At 49.5% G+C, this 19636-nt stretch carries 14 protein-coding genes; 10 read left to right on the plus strand and 4 right to left on the minus strand.

Going from position 1 to position 19636, the window contains the following annotated elements; genetic code table 11:
* The first annotated feature begins 15 nt into the window (after positions 1-15).
* Entirely contained in the window at positions 16-1161 is a 1146-nt protein-coding gene (locus ACZRKO_RS03410) for an MFS transporter (protein ID WP_463735849.1), read from the plus strand.
* A 105-nt stretch (positions 1162-1266) separates the two neighbouring features.
* On the opposite strand, the gene pflA is transcribed toward ACZRKO_RS03410, so the two are convergent.
* The 4 genes from pflA to ycaO form a co-directional block, all read right to left on the minus strand.
* Positions 1267-2007, minus strand: coding sequence for a pyruvate formate lyase 1-activating protein (gene pflA, locus ACZRKO_RS03415; protein ID WP_463735850.1), 741 nt, complete (start codon positions 2005-2007; stop codon positions 1267-1269).
* A gap of 433 nt (positions 2008-2440) precedes the next feature.
* Positions 2441-4723, minus strand: a complete 2283-nt coding sequence (gene pflB / locus ACZRKO_RS03420) for a formate C-acetyltransferase (protein ID WP_463735851.1) — start codon at positions 4721-4723, stop codon at positions 2441-2443.
* 76 nt (positions 4724-4799) lie between these two features.
* Positions 4800-5657, minus strand: coding sequence for a formate transporter FocA (focA, locus tag ACZRKO_RS03425; protein WP_463735852.1), 858 nt, complete (start codon positions 5655-5657; stop codon positions 4800-4802).
* A gap of 452 nt (positions 5658-6109) precedes the next feature.
* Complete coding sequence (gene ycaO, locus ACZRKO_RS03430; RefSeq protein WP_463735853.1) at positions 6110-7873, minus strand: 30S ribosomal protein S12 methylthiotransferase accessory factor YcaO; 1764 nt, start codon at positions 7871-7873, stop codon at positions 6110-6112.
* Between the two features lie 191 nt (positions 7874-8064).
* On the opposite strand from ycaO, the gene serC reads away from it, so the two are divergent.
* The 9 genes from serC (at position 8065) to ACZRKO_RS03475 (ending at position 19590) form a co-directional block, all read left to right on the plus strand.
* Positions 8065-9150, plus strand: a complete 1086-nt coding sequence (gene serC, locus ACZRKO_RS03435; RefSeq protein ID WP_463735854.1) for a 3-phosphoserine/phosphohydroxythreonine transaminase — start codon at positions 8065-8067, stop codon at positions 9148-9150.
* Between the two features lie 92 nt (positions 9151-9242).
* Positions 9243-10526: a 3-phosphoshikimate 1-carboxyvinyltransferase gene (aroA, locus tag ACZRKO_RS03440; RefSeq protein ID WP_463735855.1), complete on the plus strand. Its 1284-nt coding sequence runs from the start codon at positions 9243-9245 to the stop codon at positions 10524-10526.
* Positions 10527-10722: 196 nt separating this feature from the next.
* A complete protein-coding gene (cmk, locus tag ACZRKO_RS03445; protein ID WP_140470189.1) occupies positions 10723-11421 on the plus strand; it encodes a (d)CMP kinase in 699 nt (232 codons plus the stop codon).
* 121 nt (positions 11422-11542) lie between these two features.
* Positions 11543-13255 (plus strand): 30S ribosomal protein S1, encoded by a 1713-nt coding sequence (rpsA, locus tag ACZRKO_RS03450; RefSeq protein WP_463735856.1) that lies wholly within the window; start codon positions 11543-11545, stop codon positions 13253-13255.
* 78 nt (positions 13256-13333) lie between these two features.
* Positions 13334-13618 carry an integration host factor subunit beta gene (gene ihfB / locus ACZRKO_RS03455; protein ID WP_034789191.1) on the plus strand — a complete coding sequence of 95 codons (285 nt, stop codon included), beginning with the start codon at positions 13334-13336 and terminating at the stop codon, positions 13616-13618.
* 234 nt (positions 13619-13852) lie between these two features.
* Positions 13853-16144, plus strand: a complete 2292-nt coding sequence (locus tag ACZRKO_RS03460) for a ComEC family protein (protein WP_463735857.1) — start codon at positions 13853-13855, stop codon at positions 16142-16144.
* Between the two features lie 38 nt (positions 16145-16182).
* On the plus strand, positions 16183-17931 hold the full coding sequence (gene msbA / locus ACZRKO_RS03465; protein ID WP_463735858.1) for a lipid A ABC transporter ATP-binding protein/permease MsbA: 1749 nt from the start codon (positions 16183-16185) through the stop codon (positions 17929-17931).
* A complete protein-coding gene (gene lpxK / locus ACZRKO_RS03470) occupies positions 17928-18911 on the plus strand; it encodes a tetraacyldisaccharide 4'-kinase (protein WP_463735859.1) in 984 nt (327 codons plus the stop codon). The genes msbA and lpxK overlap by 4 nt, the downstream gene beginning before the upstream one ends.
* 466 nt (positions 18912-19377) lie before the next feature.
* A complete protein-coding gene (locus ACZRKO_RS03475) occupies positions 19378-19590 on the plus strand; it encodes a cold-shock protein (protein ID WP_034789203.1) in 213 nt (70 codons plus the stop codon).
* Positions 19591-19636 lie beyond the last annotated feature (46 nt).

Here is a 19636-nt window from a genome sequence, read left to right on the forward strand (position 1 = left end):
GGTCGCCAACTCCCTATGTCCGCCTATTCTCGCCCGGTAATGTTATTACTCTGTGGGCTGCTATTACTGACGGTTTCTATTGCTGTTCTCAATACGTTGGTGCCTCTCTGGCTGAGCCACGAAATGCTGCCGACCTGGCAGGTCGGATTGGTCAGTTCTTCCTATTATTCAGGGAATCTGGTGGGGACGTTAATCGCCGGTGTGTTGATCAAACGAATTGGGTTTAACCGCAGCTATTATCTTTCGTGCATCGTCTTTGCAGTTGCTACTGCCGGTCTGGCACTCTCGATGACATTCTGGAGCTGGATTGGCTGGCGTTTTGTCGCGGGCATGGGATGTGCGCTAATTTGGGTTGTGGTTGAGAGTGCATTACTGCGCAGTGGAACGGTGAAAAACCGCGGTCAGCTACTCGCGGCCTACATGATTATTTACTATATCGGCACGGTTTTCGGGCAACTGATGCTCGGTATGGTTTCTACCGAACTGTTTAATGTGTTGCCGTGGGTGACGTCATTGATTGTCATTGCCATGCTGCCACTGCTTTTTACTCATATCACCAATCAGGACAGCGAGCAGCCGCATACGAGTGTGTGGCCCATGCTCAAGCGCCGCAGTGCGCGGCTTGGTATTAATGGCTGTGTCATTTCCGGCATTATTCTTGGGTCATTATATGGGCTGATGCCGCTCTTCCTGAATCATCAGGGGATGAGCGATGCTGACGTGGGCTACTGGATGGCACTGCTGGTTAGTTCTGGGATTATCGGCCAATGGCCAGTCGGGCGTCTTGCTGACCGTTACGGTCGGTTGATTGTTCTACGGGTGCAGGTATTTGTCGTGATTCTAGGCAGCATCGCGATGCTCAGCGGTTATGCTATGGCACCGACGCTGTTTATTCTGGGGTGCGCGGGCTTCACTCTTTATCCGGTCGCGATGTCCTGGGCGTGTGAAAAGGTCAATCCCGACGAACTGGTGGCGATGAATCAGGCGTTGTTAATGAGTTACACCATCGGCAGTCTGGCAGGTCCGACAATGACCGCGATGCTGATGCAGAGTTATTCAGACCGCCTGTTGTTTGTGATGATTGCGGTCGTCGCGCTGGTTTATCTGGTGGTTCTGCTGCGTAAAGCGGACAAACACCAAAACCCGGTGGCAGCGGCATGAGATCACTTCAGTAAAAATACGCTGAGCATTCCTGAAAAATAAAAAACGCCCGACAGTGAAAACTATACGGGCGTTTTTTATAACGAAAGATTTTAACGGGCAGGCTTAATAAATAACTTTATGCCCGTAACTCTCAAGAATACCTTTCACACGATCCATGATCTCTTTAGTCGGTGGATTAACGCCATCCAGACCGTACTCTTCACCCATCGCTGTCCATTTATGCTTGCCCAGCTCGTGATAAGGCAGCAGCTCAATTTTTTCGATGTTGGTCATGTCTTTGGTAAATTCACCCAGCAGGTGTGACGATTTGTCATCGTCAGACCAGCCCGGCACCACAACATAACGGATCCAGGTGCGTTGATTACGTTTAGCCAGATAGCGGGCGAAATCCAGTGTACGGTGATTCGAAACGCCGACCAGGTTCTGGTGGATATCATCGTTCATCTGTTTTAAGTCGAGCATCACAAGATCGGTAACATCGAGTAATTCATCAATGACCGGGTCATAACGGCGTACAAAACCGTTAGTATCCAGACAGGTGTTGATCCCTTCTTTCTGACATGCACGGAACCAGTCGCGTACAAATTCAGCCTGCAGGATAGCCTCACCACCGGATGCCGTGACGCCGCCGCCAGAAGCATTCATAAAGTGACGATAAGTCACCACTTCTTTCATCAGGTCTTCAACATTGATCTCTTTACCACCGTGCGTGTCCCAGGTATCGCGGTTATGGCAATACATACAGCGCATCAGGCAGCCCTGGAAGAAAACAATGAAACGTATACCTGGGCCATCTACCGTGCCACAGGATTCATAAGAGTGGATGCGACCTTGAACTGACATTGCGGGTTTTTCTCCAATATTGACCAATAAGTTGCAGTCTAAAATGCGCCGATGCTGGCCTGGCAGAGATAAACTGAAAGGGAACCCTTATCGCTTTTGGGTATTCTCTTGTAGCTACTCGCTAATAATAACAGACAAACAGCAAGGTTGATTACCCTTCATACGTCAAGCAGTAGATGCGTTGGCTACGCTCACTCACCTGAATCACTTACTTATGTAATCTCATCGGGGTTTGTTCACTGACCAGCTTCCAGAAGCTCAAATTATTTTGGGTATGTGGCATTACTGAACTGCTTTGCCAGAGATCCATCGGTAGGGGATATCTGGCAAAACAGACTATTCGAGCGAGTCGATAGTCAACGTGGGGGATGAAATAAAGGCTCCACGGGTGTGGAGCCTTAGTCTTAGGCTTGCTTATTGCGAGCCGAAATTTTTACAGCGTTTTGGTGAACGTACGGGTGATCACGTCTTGCTGTTGTTCTTTGGTCAGCGAGTTGAAACGCACTGCATAACCAGAAACACGGATGGTCAGTTGCGGATATTTTTCCGGGTTTTCCATCGCATCTAACAGCATTTCGCGGTTCATTACGTTGACGTTCAGATGCTGACCACCTTCGATATTGGCTTCATGGTGGAAGTAACCATCCATCAGGCCAGCAAGGTTAGCTTTACGGACGTCATCATCTTTACCCAGTGCATTTGGCACGATGGAGAAGGTGTAGGAGATACCGTCTTTCGCATAAGCAAACGGAAGTTTTGCAACGGAAGTCAGAGAGGCAACAGCACCTTTCTGGTCACGACCATGCATTGGGTTAGCACCTGGGCCAAATGGCGCGCCAGCACGACGACCGTCTGGAGTGTTACCTGTTTTCTTACCGTAAACCACGTTAGAGGTGATGGTAAGAACAGACTGAGTTGCCACAGCGCCACGGTAGGTACGCAGTTTCTGAATTTTCTTCATGAAACGTTCTACCAGGTCACAAGCAATGTCATCTACGCGTGAATCGTTGTTACCAAACTGCGGGTACTCACCTTCGATTTTGAAGTCAACGGCTAAGCCGTCTTCGTCACGAATGGTGCTGACTTTTGCATATTTGATAGCAGACAGGGAGTCCGCAGCAACAGACAGACCTGCGATACCACACGCCATAGTGCGGTAAACATCACGGTCATGCAGCGCCATCAATGCAGCTTCATAGCTGTATTTGTCGTGCATGTAGTGGATGATGTTCAGGGCTGTGACGTACTGTTTAGCCAGCCAGTCCATGAAGTGATCCATACGTTCCATGACTTTGTCATAGTCCAGCACGGCATCCATCATTGGCGCTTCTTTTGGGCCAACCTGGATTTTCATTTTTTCGTCAACGCCGCCGTTGATTGCATACAACATGGTTTTCGCCAGGTTGGCACGCGCGCCGAAGAACTGCATTTGTTTACCAACAATCATCGGGCTTACGCAGCAAGCAATGGCGTAGTCATCATTATTGAAGTCAGGACGCATCAGGTCATCGTTTTCATACTGTACGGATGAAGTATCGATAGACACTTTTGCAGCGTATTTTTTGAAGTTCAGTGGCAGTTTTTCTGACCACAGAATGGTCATGTTCGGCTCTGGTGAAGGCCCCATGGTGTAGAGGGTATTCAGGAAGCGGAAGCTGTTTTTAGTGACCAGAGTACGGCCATCAACGCCCATACCTGCCAGAGATTCTGTTGCCCAGATTGGGTCACCAGAGAACAATTCATCATACTCAGGGGTACGCAGGAAACGTACCATACGCAGTTTCATGACCAGGTGGTCAATCAGCTCCTGAGCAGCTTCTTCAGTCAGTTTGCCTGCTTTGATATCACGTTCGATGAACACGTCAAGGAAGGTAGATACGCGGCCGAAGGACATTGCAGCGCCGTTCTGAGATTTAACCGCAGCCAGATAGCCGAAGTAAGTCCACTGAACAGCTTCCTGAGCGGTATTTGCCGGTGCAGAAATGTCGCAGCCATATTTGGCCGCCATTTCTTTAATCTGGCCCAAGGCACGGTATTGCTCAGAGATCTCTTCGCGCAGCTGGATGGTCATTTCCAGGTTAACGCCGTTTTCCAGATCATTTTGCAGTGACAGGAATTGCTGATATTTGTCAGCCATCAGGAAATCAATACCGTACAGCGCAACGCGACGGTAGTCACCGATGATACGGCCGCGGCCGTAGGCGTCTGGCAGACCGGTCAGTACACCGGATTTACGGCAGTTCAGGATGTCTTTGGTATACACATCGAATACACCCTGGTTATGGGTTTTGCGGTATTCGGTGAAGACTTTCTTCAGCGCTGGATCCAGTTCACGGCCATAAACTTTGCATGAACCTTCAACCATCTTGATGCCGCCGAACGGGATCAGGGCGCGTTTCAGAGGAGCATCAGTCTGCAGACCCACGATGGTTTCAAGGGACTTGTTGATATAGCCCGCATCATGAGAGGTGATGGTTGCGGCAACGTCGGTATCAAAATCAACTGGAGCATGGGTGCTGTTTTCCAGTTTGATGCCTTCCATTACTTTATCCCACAGCGTAGAAGTCGCTTTGGTCGCACCGGCCAGGAAAGACTCGTCACCTTCATACGGGGTGTAGTTCTTCTGGATGAAGTCACGGACGTTAACTTCAGTCTGCCAGTCGCCAGCACTAAAACCTTGCCATGCGTTGGTCAATTTTTCATTGAGCTTGGACATTATGCACCTACCTTCTAATTTGGCTTTCTTTTAAAAATCGGTTTGTAAACCTGTCGTAACAAGCATTTCACAGAACTTAATGAGGCTGCTCATCACGGAGATAAATTACCCAGTACGTTAACCCTACCATCAGACCACCACCGATGATGTTCCCGATAGTGACGGGGATCAGGTTGTCGATAATAAAGTTACTGATATTCAGTTCTGCAAATTGCGCAGGGGTGGTTCCAACCGCATGCCAGAACTCAGGAGATGCAAAGTTCTTGATGACAATACCGAGAGGAATCATAAACATGTTGGCGATGCTGTGCTCAAAACCGCTGGCAACAAACATGGCGACAGGCAGGATCATGGCGAACATTTTGTCCATCAGACTGCGGCCGGAGTAACTCATCCATACCGCCAGACAGACCATCAGGTTAGCCAAAATACCCAGACACACAGCTTCAATAAAGGTGTGATGCATTTTGTGGTCTGCGGTTTGTAATACATTCAGGCCCCACAGACCATTATCGGTCATGTGTTCGCCGGAGAACCAGATCAGTGCGACAAAAAACAGGGCGCCGAAGAGGTTTCCGATGTAGACGTTGATCCAGTTACACGCCAACTGACCCCAGGTTATCCTGCCGCTAGCCTTAGCAATAACGATGAGTACGGTCGAAGTGAAAAGGTCAGCACCACAAACGACGACCAACATCAGGCCGAGTGAGAAGCAGATCCCCCCAACCAGTTTTGCCAGACCAAAAGGAATGGCCGCAGTACCGGTGGTTGATGTGATATAGAAAACAAAAGCAATGGAAATAAAGACGCCAGCAGTGATCGCTAAATAAAAAGTTTTCAGCGGTTGTTTAGTGGCTTTATAAACACCTGCATCTTCAGCGACTTTCGCTGTTGCTGCGGGTAACAATAAATTGAAGGGGTTGTCAGCTTTCACAGTAACTCTCTCTTTAAGGGTTATCTACTGCACAACGAGATACTAGCAAAGCAGTATAACGTAAAAATTGACTTGGATCATAAGGGGGGATATTAGGGACGTTTTACCCCTATCCTAAAGGAGTAATAAATTGCTTATCTCGTTGAAAAATATCAAATAAAAACATTTTAAATCTTACAAATAAAGTTGAATGCATCAACGAGACATAATGGCTTTATGTTAATTATTAGGGTGCAATGTAATCAATTCAGGTTTAAATGCGCATAATATATTCACTGTTAATTAACTGTGCGTAAAATACGTGCGATTAAAACGCTTATACATTAAACGACTGGGCGATGCGGCCGAATTACACGCCACTTTTGGCTGCGAGTCAAATTTCCTGAGGCATAAAAAAACCGGCAGCCAAGGCTACCGGTTGTAAGATTTCAACGCCGACTAAAAGCGTGAAGTCAGATTTTAGACCAATGACGACGTTTTGCCACTTGCAGCTTTTCGTAAGCGGCGAGCAATCCCTGATGAGCAGGAAGGGCACGCAGGTCGGTCTCTACGGCGAACAGGCTGTGGAAACGCTCTTCGCCACTGATAGCTGCAGAAGCGCTATCGACGGCATCCTGACCGTACATTTTGACGAACGCGCCATAGTACTGTTCAGGGGAGCGATCTTCTTCCAGCGCGAGTTGCAGTAACGTCTGCAGACAACGGTAATAGTTGTTGCGCTCGTCGCTGTAAACGGAGGAGTTAAACTCATGCGCCCATTCGGCCCAGGTCAGCGCCTGATCCATATCGCCGCCGGCAAGAGCCAGCATGGACTTCAGTTCACCCACACGCAGCGTATACCAGCCATTATCCTTACCGCTGGCGATACCCAATAATTCACGTACGCGGGTAAAGTCATCCAGACCTTCTTCATCAAGCTGAGTGATCATCTCCAGATAGGCTTCTTTCGGCAAATCGCTGCCCGGCAGTGCCAGCAGTTGTTCGCGCAGGTGAGCGCCCATGGTGTTATTGGCGAGCAGCAAATCTTCGGCCGGGTAAATATCAGACATGCCCGGAACAATGATGCGGCAGGCGTAAACGTCCAGATGTTCGTAATCAGCGATGTAAACCTCGGCGTCTTCTTTATCAAAGATAGCCATCAGCGTGGTGAACTCTTGCTCCGTGGTGCCGCTGAAGCTCCAGTCGGCGAACGGATAGTCGGCATCCTGCTTGAACATATCCCACGAAATCAAACCGCTTGAATCGATGAAGTGAGTTTCGAGGTTAGCGTGTTCGGCCACTTCTTCGTCGTCGAAGGTCGGTGCAGTGAACACATCCAGATCTTTCAGGCTGCGGCCCTGCAGCAGTTCGGTCACGGTACGTTCCAGCGCCACGCCGAAATCAGGGTGCGCGCCAAAAGAGGCAAAACAGGTACCGTTGGCCGGGTTGAACAGAACCACACAAATAACCGGATAGTTGCCGCCCAGAGAGGCGTCATAAGAAAGAATGGGGAAACCTTCTTCTTCCAGTTTGGCAATGGCTTCAACGACGCCCGGATAACGCGCCAGCACATCGGCTGGGATCTCCGGCAGGCTGATGGATTCAGCAATGATGCGGTTTTTGACGTAACGCTCAAACACTTCTGACAGACCCTGAACACGCGCTTCATTGGCGGTGTTACCGGCAGACATCCCGTTGGAGACATACAGGTTTCCGATGATGTTCATCGGAATATAGACGGTTTGCAGGTCAGACTGGCGGGTGAATGGCAGGGCGCAGATCCCGCGCTCCGGGTTGCCTGATTGCAGGTCCACCAGGTCGCCACCGGTCAGCTCTTTATCCGCATCATAGAAATCATGCAGACGCTCATCCAGAATACCTGCTGGCAGACCGTTGTCAGCCGGGATCGGGAACCATTTCTCGTTCGGGTAATGGACGAAATCACCGTTGGCAATCTCTTTACCCAGATAGAAATCCGCGAAGAAATAGTTGGTCGATAAACGCTCAAAATACTCACCCAGCGCAGAGGCCAGCGCCGCTTTTTTACTGGCACCTTTGCCGTTGGTAAAGCACAGCGGGCAATCGCGATCGCGGATATGCACTGACCAGACATTAGGGATCGGGTTCAGCCAGGAAGCTTCCTCAATGTTGAAACCGAGGTCAGTGAGTTTTTGTTGAAAACGGGAAATTGAATCTTCCAGCGCCGCGTCTTTGCCAGTAATGAAGGTTTGTGTCATTGAGTTCACTTTTGAGCGTTCTAAAAACGCGCAATCATACGGGATTTTAGGCTACAGGCAACCGTTAACGCAGTGACAACAATGTGATCATGCTCCCGTTACGAATAACCATTGCAGACTGCTTGTCTCGAATGATAAAACCAGTAAATTGGTTATATCTTATGGTTGTCTCAGCGGAGTGGTGAGGGGAAATGACTCAGGTTTATAATTTTAGTGCTGGACCGGCAATGATCCCGGCAGAAGTATTACGACGTGCTGAACAAGAACTGTGTAACTGGCATGGGCTGGGAACGTCGGTAATGGAAATCAGCCACCGTAGTAAGGAGTTTATCCAGGTTGCCGAGGAGTCCGAGCAGGATATCCGTGATCTGATGAATATTCCTTCCAACTATAAAGTCTTGTTCTGCCACGGTGGCGCGCGTGCGCAATTTGCCGCCGTACCCATGAATTTACTGGGTGAAAAAGCCACTGCGGATTATATCGACGGCGGCTATTGGGCACACAGTGCAGTGAAAGAAGCTCAAAAATACTGCACGCCGAATGTTATCGATGTGACCACCACCGTCGATGGCAAACGCGGCATCTTGCCGATGAGCGAGTGGGCATTGAATGCCGATGCTGCTTATGTTCACTACTGCCCGAATGAAACTATTGATGGCGTCGCGATTGATGAAGTCCCAGACTTCGGCGACAAAGTGGTCATCGCTGACTACTCTTCCTCTATTTTATCCCGCCCGGTAGATGTCAGTCGCTTTGGCGTGATTTACGCGGGCGCGCAGAAAAATATCGGCCCTGCGGGCCTGACTCTGGTCATTGTCCGTGAAGATTTGCTCGGCAAAGCGCAGAAAGCGTTGCCTTCGATTCTTGATTACACGGTGCTGGCTGAAAACGACTCGATGTTTAATACACCTCCGACCTTTGCCTGGTATTTATCGGGGATGGTGTTTAAATGGTTGAAAGAGCAGGGTGGATTACGTGAAATGGAAAAACGTAATCAGGCGAAAGCCGAACTGCTTTATGGCACCATTGATCGCAGTGATTTTTACCGTAACAACGTAGCCGCAGCCAACCGCTCGTGGATGAACGTGCCGTTCCAAATGGCCGATGCATCGCTGGACAAATTTTTCCTGCAACAATCTTTTGAGGCAGGAATGCACGCGCTGAAAGGGCACCGTGTTGCCGGCGGAATGCGAGCTTCTATTTATAATGCTATGCCGATTGAAGGCGTGAGAGCATTGACTGACTTTATGGCTGATTTCGAAAAACGCCACGGTTGATCTGTGCCAGAATGGCTGAATAAATGTGGTTTAAAAATGACCCCGGCTGGAAGTCCGGGGTCATTTTATGAATAAAATAAAATGGAGATAGCGTGGAATCCCTGACATTACAACCCGTTGCACTGGTTAACGGCACCATCAATTTACCTGGATCAAAAAGTGTTTCTAACCGGGCCCTTTTACTGGCTGCTTTTGCACAGGGCACGACTCGCCTGAATAACCTTCTCGACAGCGATGACGTCAGTCATATGTTAAATGCCCTCACTAAGCTGGGTGTGACCTATCGTCTCTCGGCTGACCGTACACATTGTGAAATCGAGGGACTGGGCGGTATTTTTCAGCCTTCTGCCGCTCTGGAGCTTTTTCTGGGTAATGCCGGTACGGCCATGCGTCCGCTGGCTGCGGCGCTTTGTCTCGGTTCGCATGATGTGGTTTTGACGGGCGAACCGCGCATGAAAGAGCGTCCGATTGGCCATCTGGTGGATGCGCTGCGTCAGGGCGGTGCGGATGTTGACTATCTTGAGCAGGACAATTATCCGCCAGTGCGTTTACGCGGTGGATTTAAAGGCGGCGAAGTCACCGTCGATGGCAGCGTTTCCAGCCAGTTTCTGACGGCGTTGCTGATGATGGCTCCGCTGGCCGGCGCGGACACTACCATCCGTATTAAAGGTGAGCTGGTGTCTAAGCCTTATATTGATATCACGCTGAATCTGATGAAAATCTTCGGAGTGACGGTCACCAACGAAAACTATCAGCAGTTCCGCATTCGCGGGCAGCAGAATTACGTGTCACCAGGCACCTATTTAGTCGAAGGCGATGCCTCGTCCGCCTCCTATTTCCTGGCCGCCGCCGCCATTAAAGGCGGCACAGTGCGCGTCACCGGTATTGGCAAAAACAGCATGCAGGGTGATATCCGTTTTGCTGACGTACTGGAAAAGATGGGTGCTAAAGTCACCTGGGCAAAAGATTATATCGAATGTACCCGCGGTGAACTGATCGGTATCGATATGGATATGAACCACATTCCTGACGCGGCAATGACCATCGCAACGGCCGCGCTGTTTGCGAAAGGGCCAACGACGCTGCGTAACATTTACAACTGGCGCGTCAAAGAGACCGACCGTCTGGCCGCGATGGCCACCGAATTGCGCAAAGTGGGCGCAACGGTTGAAGAGGGTGAGGATTACATCCGCGTTGAACCGCCTCAATCTTTGACCTTTGCCGAAATTGGTACTTATAACGATCATCGGATGGCGATGTGTTTCTCGCTGGTGGCGCTGTCGGATACCCCGGTGACTATTCTGGATCCCAAATGCACCGCCAAAACATTCCCCGACTATTTTGAGCGACTCGCCGCTATCAGCACGTTGGCATAGTCTATAACTAAGACGGACATAGAAAGATGTCCGTTTTTTTTGCACTTTATCGTCAACAGTTTTATAGGTGTAGTCTGCTTTTTCGGCAACTGAACAACGTGGGGTAACAGTTGTGGTAAAGGCAGCGTATAATATCGCTCCTGAATTAGCCTTTCCGGGTTAATGATGAGGGTTTACCCCACCAAAGGAGACAGAAATGACGGCTTTAGCCCCGGTGATAACCGTTGATGGGCCAAGTGGCGCAGGTAAAGGCACGCTGTGTAAAGCGCTGGCAGAGGCCCTAGAATGGCGCTTGCTGGACTCCGGTGCCATCTACCGCGTTTTAGCACTGGCTGCTTTACATCATCAGGTCGATATTGTCTCTGAAGAGGCGTTGGTACCGCTTGCCGCACACCTTGACGTTCGTTTTGTCGCTCAGGACGGGCAATTAAAAGTGATTTTAGAAGGTGAGGATGTCAGTAATGAAATCCGCACTGAAACGGTGGGCAATACAGCTTCCCAGGCTGCTGCTTTCCCCCGGGTTCGTGAAGCCTTGCTCCGTCGCCAGCGGGCTTTTCGTGAGGCTCCGGGACTGATTGCTGACGGGCGTGATATGGGCACCGTCGTTTTCCCTGATGCACCGGTAAAAATATTTTTGGATGCCAGCTCGGAAGAGCGTGCGAACAGAAGAATGCTACAGTTGCAGGAAAAAGGCTTTAGTGTTAACTTTGAACGTCTTTTAGCCGAGATAAAGGAACGGGATGACCGTGACCGTAATCGTGCTATAGCGCCTTTGGTTGCCGCTTCTGATGCGTTATTACTGGATTCAACCAGTATGTCGATTGACGAAGTTATCCAACGTGCGTTGGCTTATGCCACTGAAATTCTAGGATTGCCGCAAAAACAAACCCGGTGATCGAGCCTTATTTCTGGTGCTGAATACTCTTCAGTGCCGGTTTTGGCTATAGTTTTTTTTAACCTCGCCGCAAGGATCTGTAGCGGGGCATTTGAAACAACCCCATCCAGCAGGACGCCAGATGGACGTTAAACTTAAGAACTTAAAGATTAACAACATGACTGAATCTTTTGCTCAACTCTTTGAAGAATCCTTAAAAACAATCGAAACCCGTCCGGGTTCCATCGTTCGTGGCGTTGTTGTGTCTATCGACAAAGATATCGTACTGGTTGACGCCGGTCTGAAATCTGAGTCCGCGATTCCAGCAGAGCAGTTCAAAAACGCACAGGGCGAACTGGAAATCCAGGTTGGCGACGAAGTTGATGTTGCGCTGGACGCTGTTGAAGATGGCTTCGGTGAAACTCTGCTGTCCCGTGAAAAAGCTAAACGTCATGAAGCTTGGATCACGCTGGAAAAAGCTTACGAAGAAGCTGCAACTGTTACCGGTGTTATCAACGGTAAAGTTAAAGGCGGTTTCACTGTTGAGCTGAACGGTATTCGTGCGTTCCTGCCAGGTTCACTGGTAGACGTTCGTCCGGTACGCGACACGCTGCATCTCGAAGGCAAAGATCTTGAGTTCAAAGTCATCAAACTGGACCAGAAACGCAACAACGTTGTTGTTTCTCGCCGTGCAGTAATTGAGTCTGAGAACAGCGCAGAGCGCGATCAACTGCTGGAAAACCTGCAGGAAGGCATGGAAGTTAAAGGTATCGTTAAGAACCTCACTGACTACGGTGCATTCGTGGATCTGGGTGGCGTTGACGGCCTGTTGCACATCACTGACATGGCTTGGAAACGTGTTAAACATCCAAGCGAAATCGTCAACGTTGGCGACGAAATCACTGTTAAAGTTCTGAAATTTGACCGTGAACGTACTCGTGTATCCCTTGGCTTGAAACAGCTGGGCGAAGATCCATGGGTTGCTATCGCTAAACGTTACCCAGAAGGTACTAAACTGACTGGTCGCGTTACCAACCTGACTGATTACGGCTGCTTCGTAGAAATCGAAGAAGGCGTTGAAGGTCTGGTTCACGTTTCTGAAATGGATTGGACTAACAAAAACATCCACCCATCTAAAGTTGTTAACGTGGGCGATGTTGTTGAAGTTATGGTTCTGGACATCGACGAAGAACGTCGTCGTATCTCCCTGGGCCTGAAACAATGCAAATCTAACCCATGGCAGTTGTTTGCAGAAACCCACAACAAGAACGACCGTGTTGAAGGTAAAATCAAGTCAATCACTGACTTCGGTATCTTCATTGGTCTGGACGGCGGCATCGACGGCCTGGTTCACCTGTCTGACATCTCCTGGAACGTTGCAGGCGAAGAAGCAGTACGTGAATACAAGAAAGGCGACGAAATCGCAGCTGTGGTTCTGCAAGTTGACGCAGAGCGCGAGCGCATCTCCTTGGGCGTGAAGCAACTGGCTGAAGATCCGTTCAATAACTACCTGTCTACGAACAAGAAAGGTACTATTGTTACTGGTAAAGTCACAGCAGTTGACGCCAAAGGTGCTACAGTTGAATTAGCAGGCGGTGTAGAAGGTTACCTGCGTGCTTCAGAAGCTTCTCGCGACCGTATTGAAGACGCAACTCTGGTTCTGAGCGTTGGTGATGATGTTGAAGCTAAGTTCACCGGTGTTGATCGTAAGAACCGCGTAGTAAGCCTGTCCGTCCGTGCTAAGGATGAGTCAGACGAGAAAGAAGCAATCGCTGTGGTTAACAACAAACCAGCAGAAGAAAGCAACTTCTCTAACGCTATGGCTGAAGCGTTCAAAGCGGCAAAAGGCGAGTAATGACGGGGGGCGGTTATTATTTATGATATGTACAGACCGCCCCGAAACGGTAGTTTAGCTGCAAAGCTTGGAGGTAATATGACCAAGTCTGAACTTATTGAAAGACTTGCTGGCCAGCACTCTCATGTCCCGGCGAAAGCCATTGAGGATGCAGTGAAAGAGATGCTTGAACATATGGCTGCAACTTTAGCTGATGGCGAACGCATTGAGATCCGTGGGTTTGGCAGTTTTTCTCTTCACTACCGTGCTCCGCGTGTTGGGCGTAACCCAAAAACTGGCGACAAAGTGGAACTGGATGGTAAATACGTTCCGCATTTCAAGCCAGGCAAAGAGTTGCGCGATCGCGCGAATATTTATGGCTAAGACTTCGGTCTGACATAAATTCTGCCTATAGCGAACCTAAAGCGGTACCTTTTGAAGGTGCCGTTTTTTTTTGCATAAAATCCCTCCGTTTGTACGTTTATTCTGCGCGATGTCTCGCATCGTTCATCTCCTCTGCTTGTCCCGCTATAACACTCTAATCATACTTGCTGCCACACATGCGGGTGATTAATGTTGCTGATACCCGTCCTTACTCCTCTTCAGATTAAGAGCTAAGTGAAGGATATTCTTATTAAAATCTCAATGGATGAGATAGCGCTTGCCGTCACAATGGGAATGCTTCCGCTCATCGTTTTGCCGGGATTACCCTCACTGGCAGGTTGCCTGTTCATTGCCATTTTGGCGTGCGCAATAATGCTGATTCGTCACAAAATGGCCTATCTAAGCGCCATTTTACTGTTGAGTTTTGTTTGGGCGGTAGGTCAGGGGCAATATCTGTTAATGCAAACAGACAGGCTGAGTGGGGGAAATGTTGAGATGGTTGGCAGCGTTCAGTCGATAAATTTAGGGCGGATTGATAAGCATCAGATTGCCATCAAGATTATTGAGGCTGGCGGCAGGCATGTTTTCCCACCTGTTTATTTCAGAACCCAGTGGGAGAATGCAGCGACAGACTACTGTGCCGGACTGGTGTGGAAATTTAAAGCGAATTTAAGACCGGTTCACGCTTCGCTCAATGAAGGCGGTTTTGACTCTCAGCGCTGGGCTGTGGCAAATCATTGGCCACTGCAGGGCAGAATAGTGCAGGGGACGGTTCTTCATGGCCACTGTAGCCTGCGCCAGCGATTTATCACTGAGATCAATAATGGCCTGTCGGGGCTGGCTAACCGCCCTGTACTTATCGCACTCGGCTTTGGTGAGAAAGGACTGATCAGGCCGGAGGACAACACTCTTTTGCAAAAAACGGGGATTGCGCATCTGGTCGCGATATCCGGGTTACACATTGGTATCGCTGCCTGGATAGGCTGGTTATTGGCGAGGGGGATACAATATTTTTTACCCCTGAGATTCATTGATTACCGTTTCCCACTGATTATCAGTGAAATCACGCTACTCATTTATACCTGGCTGGCCGGATGTAATGCCCCGGCGTTACGTGCAGCACTGGCTCTCTCTTTGTGGCTGGCGTTACGTTTCTATCGGGTCAGGTGTCATCCCTGGCAGGTGTGGCTGTGGGGAATGGCATTTTTGTTGCTGGCCGATCCTTTGAGCATTCTTTCCGACAGTTTTTGGCTCTCTTGTTTAGCCGTTGCGACGCTGATTTTTTGGTTTCAATGGGCTTCACTACCTGCAAGGTTCAGCCGCCATTGGTACTGGGCAGCATTGCGCTGGGCGCATCTGCAACTGGGTATAACATTATTGCTGCTGCCCATGCAGATAGGGCTGTTTCACGGTATCAATTACTCCTCTTTCATGGCGAATATGTGGGCGGTGCCCATTGTTTCACTCTTCACTGTCCCGCTGGTGCTGTTTGGTTTATTCGGCCACTTGTTTTTGCCTGCGGTGATAAATCAATGGTTCTGGTCGGCTGCTGACAGCAGCCTTTCACTGGCATTCTGGGGAGCGAGGAAGTTTGCTGAAGACTGGTTTTACTTGGGCGCGTCAACTTTCGCGCTGACGTTTGCTGGCTGGGTTGGTGTGATGATATGGCGCTTTGGTTGGCTGCGGACTTGCCCGGCGACGGTATTAGCTCTGCTACCAGCGATGACCGTTTGGCTTAGTGCGAAAGCTCCCGAACGCTGGAGGGTGGATATGATCGACGTCGGTCACGGTCTGGCGACGCTCATCAGTAAAAATGGGAAAGGTATTTTATATGACACGGGTAATCGCTGGGAGGAGGGCTCAGCCGCAGAGATGAATATTCTACCTTTCATCCGCTGGCGTAATATCGAGGTGGAGCAGATTATTATCAGCCATGGTGATGAAGACCACCGTGGCGGTTTGGAGAGCATCAGTCGGGCATTTCCTCTGGCTACCGTGCGTGAAAGCTCAACCAGCGCCTCGTTGCCTTGTCTTGGCGGAGTGGGGTGGACGTGGCAGGGCCTGAGCTTCAACGCGCTTTGGCCGGATAAACTGACTGACAGACCGTTTAATGATGAAAGTTGTGTTATCCGCATTGATGACGGGAAATTTAGCGTTTTACTCACCGGGGACATTGAAGCAGCATCGGAGCACAATCTGGTTTCCCGATATCATAATAAATTGAAGGCAACGTTATTGCAGGTGCCTCACCACGGAAGTAACTCGTCATCGACCGGGCCTTTCCTGCGCGCGGTCAATCCAGAAATATCAATAGCCTCCGCGTCGCGGTTTAATAAATGGCATCTGCCAGCCACAAAAGTGGTCAACCGATATCATCACGCGCACCTTGCCTGGCGCGATACTGCCCATTCAGGACAACTGACTGCTCGTTTTTACGACGATTATTGGTCTATTAATGGCTTACGCGAGCAAATATTTCCCCGCTGGTATCACCGCCTGTTTGGTGTATCGAGTGATAATGAGTAGAATGGTCCGCTGTTTCTATTGCTGCTGGTTAATAATGCATGATGAATGATAAAGATCTCTCCACCTGGCAGACATTCCGTCGCCTATGGCCGATGATCACTCCTTTTAAAGCCGGGCTTATCGCTGCGGCTATTGCTCTGGTAGCTAACGCTGCCAGTGATACTTTCATGCTGTCTTTGCTGAAGCCGCTCCTTGATGAAGGATTTGGTAAAGCAGATCGCTCGACATTACTCTGGATGCCATTAGTCGTTATCGGTCTGATGATCGTTCGTGGTATCAGTGGCTACATTTCGAGTTATTGCATCTCGTGGGTATCAGGGAAGGTGGTGATGCAAATGCGCCGCCGCCTGTTCGGACACATGATGGGTATGCCTGTCGCCTTCTTCGACCAACAGTCCACCGGGACTTTGTTGTCGCGTATCACCTATGACTCTGAGCAGGTAGCATCCTCTTCATCAAGTGCTCTGGTGACTGTCGTACGTGAAGGTGCTTCAATTATCGGCCTGTTTATCCTGATGTTTTACTACAGCTGGCAGTTGTCCATTATTCTGGTCGTTATTGCCCCTATTGTTTCTATTGTTATTCGCGTCGTTTCCAAACGATTCCGTGATATCAGTAAAAACATGCAAAACACCATGGGCCATGTGACCACCAGCGCAGAGCAAATGCTTAAAGGGCACAAAGAAGTGCTGATTTTTGGCGGCCAGAAGGTTGAAACAGAACGCTTTGACTCGGTCAGCAACCGTATGCGCCAACAGGGCATGCGCCTGGTGTCAGCATCCTCGATTTCAGATCCGATTATTCAGTTGATCGCATCCCTGGCGCTGGCATTCGTGCTTTATGCCGCCAGTTTCCCTTCCATTATGGAAACATTGAGTGCGGGTACGATCACCGTAGTCTTCTCTTCCATGATTGCCCTGATGCGCCCGCTGAAGTCCCTGACCAACGTGAATGCCCAGTTCCAGCGCGGTATGGCTGCCTGTCAGACACTGTTCTCCATTCTGGATATGGAACAGGAGAAAGATGACGGCAAGCGTGTTGTAGAGCGTGCGAAGGGCGACGTTGAGTTCAAAAACGTAACGTTCACCTATCCGGGCCGTGATACACCCGCATTGCGCGACGTGGCTTTCAGCATTCCCGCCGGGCGTACCGTTGCATTGGTGGGGCGTTCAGGTTCAGGTAAATCGACTATTGCGAACTTGCTCACTCGTTTTTACGACATTCAGCAAGGTGAGATCCTGTTGGATGGCCACGATCTGCGCGAATACACCTTATCTTCCCTGCGTAATCAGGTGGCCTTAGTTTCGCAAAACGTCCATCTGTTTAATGACACCATTGCCAATAATATTGCCTATGCGCGCACCGATGTGTTCACCCGTGAAGATATCGAGAAAGCCGCCACTATGGCCTATGCGATGGACTTCATCAGCAAAATGGATAATGGCCTTGATACCGTCATTGGTGAAAATGGCGTATTACTCTCCGGCGGACAACGACAGCGTATTGCCATTGCCCGTGCACTTTTGCGTGACTCACCGGTACTGATTCTCGATGAGGCCACGTCGGCGCTTGATACAGAATCCGAGCGTGCCATTCAGGCTGCGCTGGATGAATTGCAAAAGAACCGTACTTCACTGGTCATCGCACACCGCCTCTCAACTATCGAAAAAGCCGATGAAATTCTGGTTATCGAGGACGGACGTGTGGTTGAGCGCGGTAATCATGAAGATTTGCTGGCTCAGCGTGGTGCGTATGCACAACTGCACCGGATGCAATTTGGTCAATGATAGAACGCATCTGGTCAGGTAAATCACCGCTTTATCTATTGCTGCTGCCTTTTTCATGGCTGTACGGGGTGATCACGATCGCGCTTCGTTACAGTTATAAAAAAGGGTGGAAAAAGAGCTGGCGCGCCCCGTTACCGGTGGTCGTGGTCGGTAATTTAACCGCGGGTGGCAACGGAAAAACACCGGTGGTGATCTGGCTGGTTGAGATGTTAAAACAGCGGGGTTTGCGTGCTGGCGTTGTGTCGCGCGGCTACGGCGGAAAGGCGGCGCAGTATCCGCTGGTGCTGGATGCAACAACCACAACGGCTGAGGCCGGCGATGAACCTGTACTGATATTTCAGCGTACAGGGGCACCGGTGGCCGTTTCCCCCATTCGTTCCGACGCGGTCAAAGCCCTGCTGGCAAGCCATGTGCTTGATGTGATCGTCACGGATGACGGTCTGCAACATTACGCGCTGCAACGTGATATTGAAGTGGTGGTGATCGACGGCGTGCGGCGTTTTGGAAACGGATGGTGGCTGCCGGCCGGGCCCATGCGTGAACGTGCCGCGCGCCTGCGCTCGGTTGATGCTGTGATCACCAACGGTGGCACGGCCATGACCGGTGAAATAGCGATGGTTCTGGATGCCGGGCTGGCGGTGAATATTCTGACCGGCAAACGCTGTGAAGTGACAGCTTTGCAGAATATCGTCGCGATGGCCGGAATTGGGCACCCACCGCGCTTTTTCACCACATTGAGAAATCTTGGCGCCATGGCGCAGGCAGAGATCACTTTTGCCGATCATCAGGATTATCAACCCGCTCAGTTAAAACCGTTAACTACCGCCAGTCAGATATTACTGATGACAGAAAAAGATGCGGTGAAATGCCGTTCGTTTGCCGAACCCAACTGGTGGTATTTGCCTGTTGATGCCAACATTTCGGCTGAACAGTCTGAAAATCTCATCAGTAAAATCGAGCAGGTGATAACACATAAATAACTTTCCTTACAGGTCATCATCTTCTCATCACACCGTTTTAGTGATCTGATTCATGATGTTATTTTTTAACCTTATGATTAATAATAGGATATAAGCAATCACTCTTCCTTTGGGAATTATTTTCTATAATAAGCTTGCTATTGCTTTTTACTTATGAGTAAATGCTCCTCGGCCTGTCATGCAGAGCTATTTATGTATGAGTTAAGTAGTTCCTCCCAAGACGTTATCTAATATCTAATGATTCCGCTTCAAAGACGAACCTTCTGAGTCCCTCCCATAAGTATTCAATCTAATCGATTGGCCCTGATTGCCTATGGCAGATTTTTCAATGATTTCATTGGAAAAACACTATTTTCACAATCGCTCATTAGAGGTTTTTATAAAAAAATAACTTTAGTATGGGCAAGCGCATCCGAACAATAATAAAAAGCGTGTTCATGGATGCCCAAATAAAGGATTTACAATTATGATGTTAAAAATGGGTTTAGTTAAATGGTACAACCAAGCCAAAGGCTATGGTTTTATTTGCCCTCTTGATGGCTCGTCTGAAATTTATGTTCAACGTGCCTCCATTGCCAATACAGGCAATAAGTCTTTGAATGCAGGGCAGCGTGTAGAGTTTACAACCTACCGCAGCGTGGCTCACGGTCCGGCAGCGGCTGACGTGATTGCCTTCTAAGTCTGTCTCAGACTTCAGCGCGTAAAATTTACGCTCTGAGAAAAAT

This window comes from Ewingella sp. C233, from assembly GCF_055407225.1.

Excerpts from the sequence above, each read along its gene's own strand:
- ycaO (WP_463735853.1), bottom strand. The coding sequence starts at position 7,873 with ATGACACAAACCTTCATTACTGGCAAAGACGCGGCGCTGGAAGATTCA.
- pflA (WP_463735850.1), bottom strand. The coding sequence starts at position 2,007 with ATGTCAGTTCAAGGTCGCATCCACTCTTATGAATCCTGTGGCACGGTA.
- cmk (WP_140470189.1), top strand. The coding sequence starts at position 10,723 with ATGACGGCTTTAGCCCCGGTGATAACCGTTGATGGGCCAAGTGGCGCA.
- ihfB (WP_034789191.1), top strand. The coding sequence starts at position 13,334 with ATGACCAAGTCTGAACTTATTGAAAGACTTGCTGGCCAGCACTCTCAT.
- ACZRKO_RS03410 (WP_463735849.1), top strand. The coding sequence starts at position 16 with ATGTCCGCCTATTCTCGCCCGGTAATGTTATTACTCTGTGGGCTGCTA.
- msbA (WP_463735858.1), top strand. The coding sequence starts at position 16,183 with ATGATGAATGATAAAGATCTCTCCACCTGGCAGACATTCCGTCGCCTA.
- pflB (WP_463735851.1), bottom strand. The coding sequence starts at position 4,723 with ATGTCCAAGCTCAATGAAAAATTGACCAACGCATGGCAAGGTTTTAGT.
- rpsA (WP_463735856.1), top strand. The coding sequence starts at position 11,543 with ATGGACGTTAAACTTAAGAACTTAAAGATTAACAACATGACTGAATCT.
- ACZRKO_RS03475 (WP_034789203.1), top strand. The coding sequence starts at position 19,378 with ATGATGTTAAAAATGGGTTTAGTTAAATGGTACAACCAAGCCAAAGGC.
- serC (WP_463735854.1), top strand. The coding sequence starts at position 8,065 with ATGACTCAGGTTTATAATTTTAGTGCTGGACCGGCAATGATCCCGGCA.
- lpxK (WP_463735859.1), top strand. The coding sequence starts at position 17,928 with ATGATAGAACGCATCTGGTCAGGTAAATCACCGCTTTATCTATTGCTG.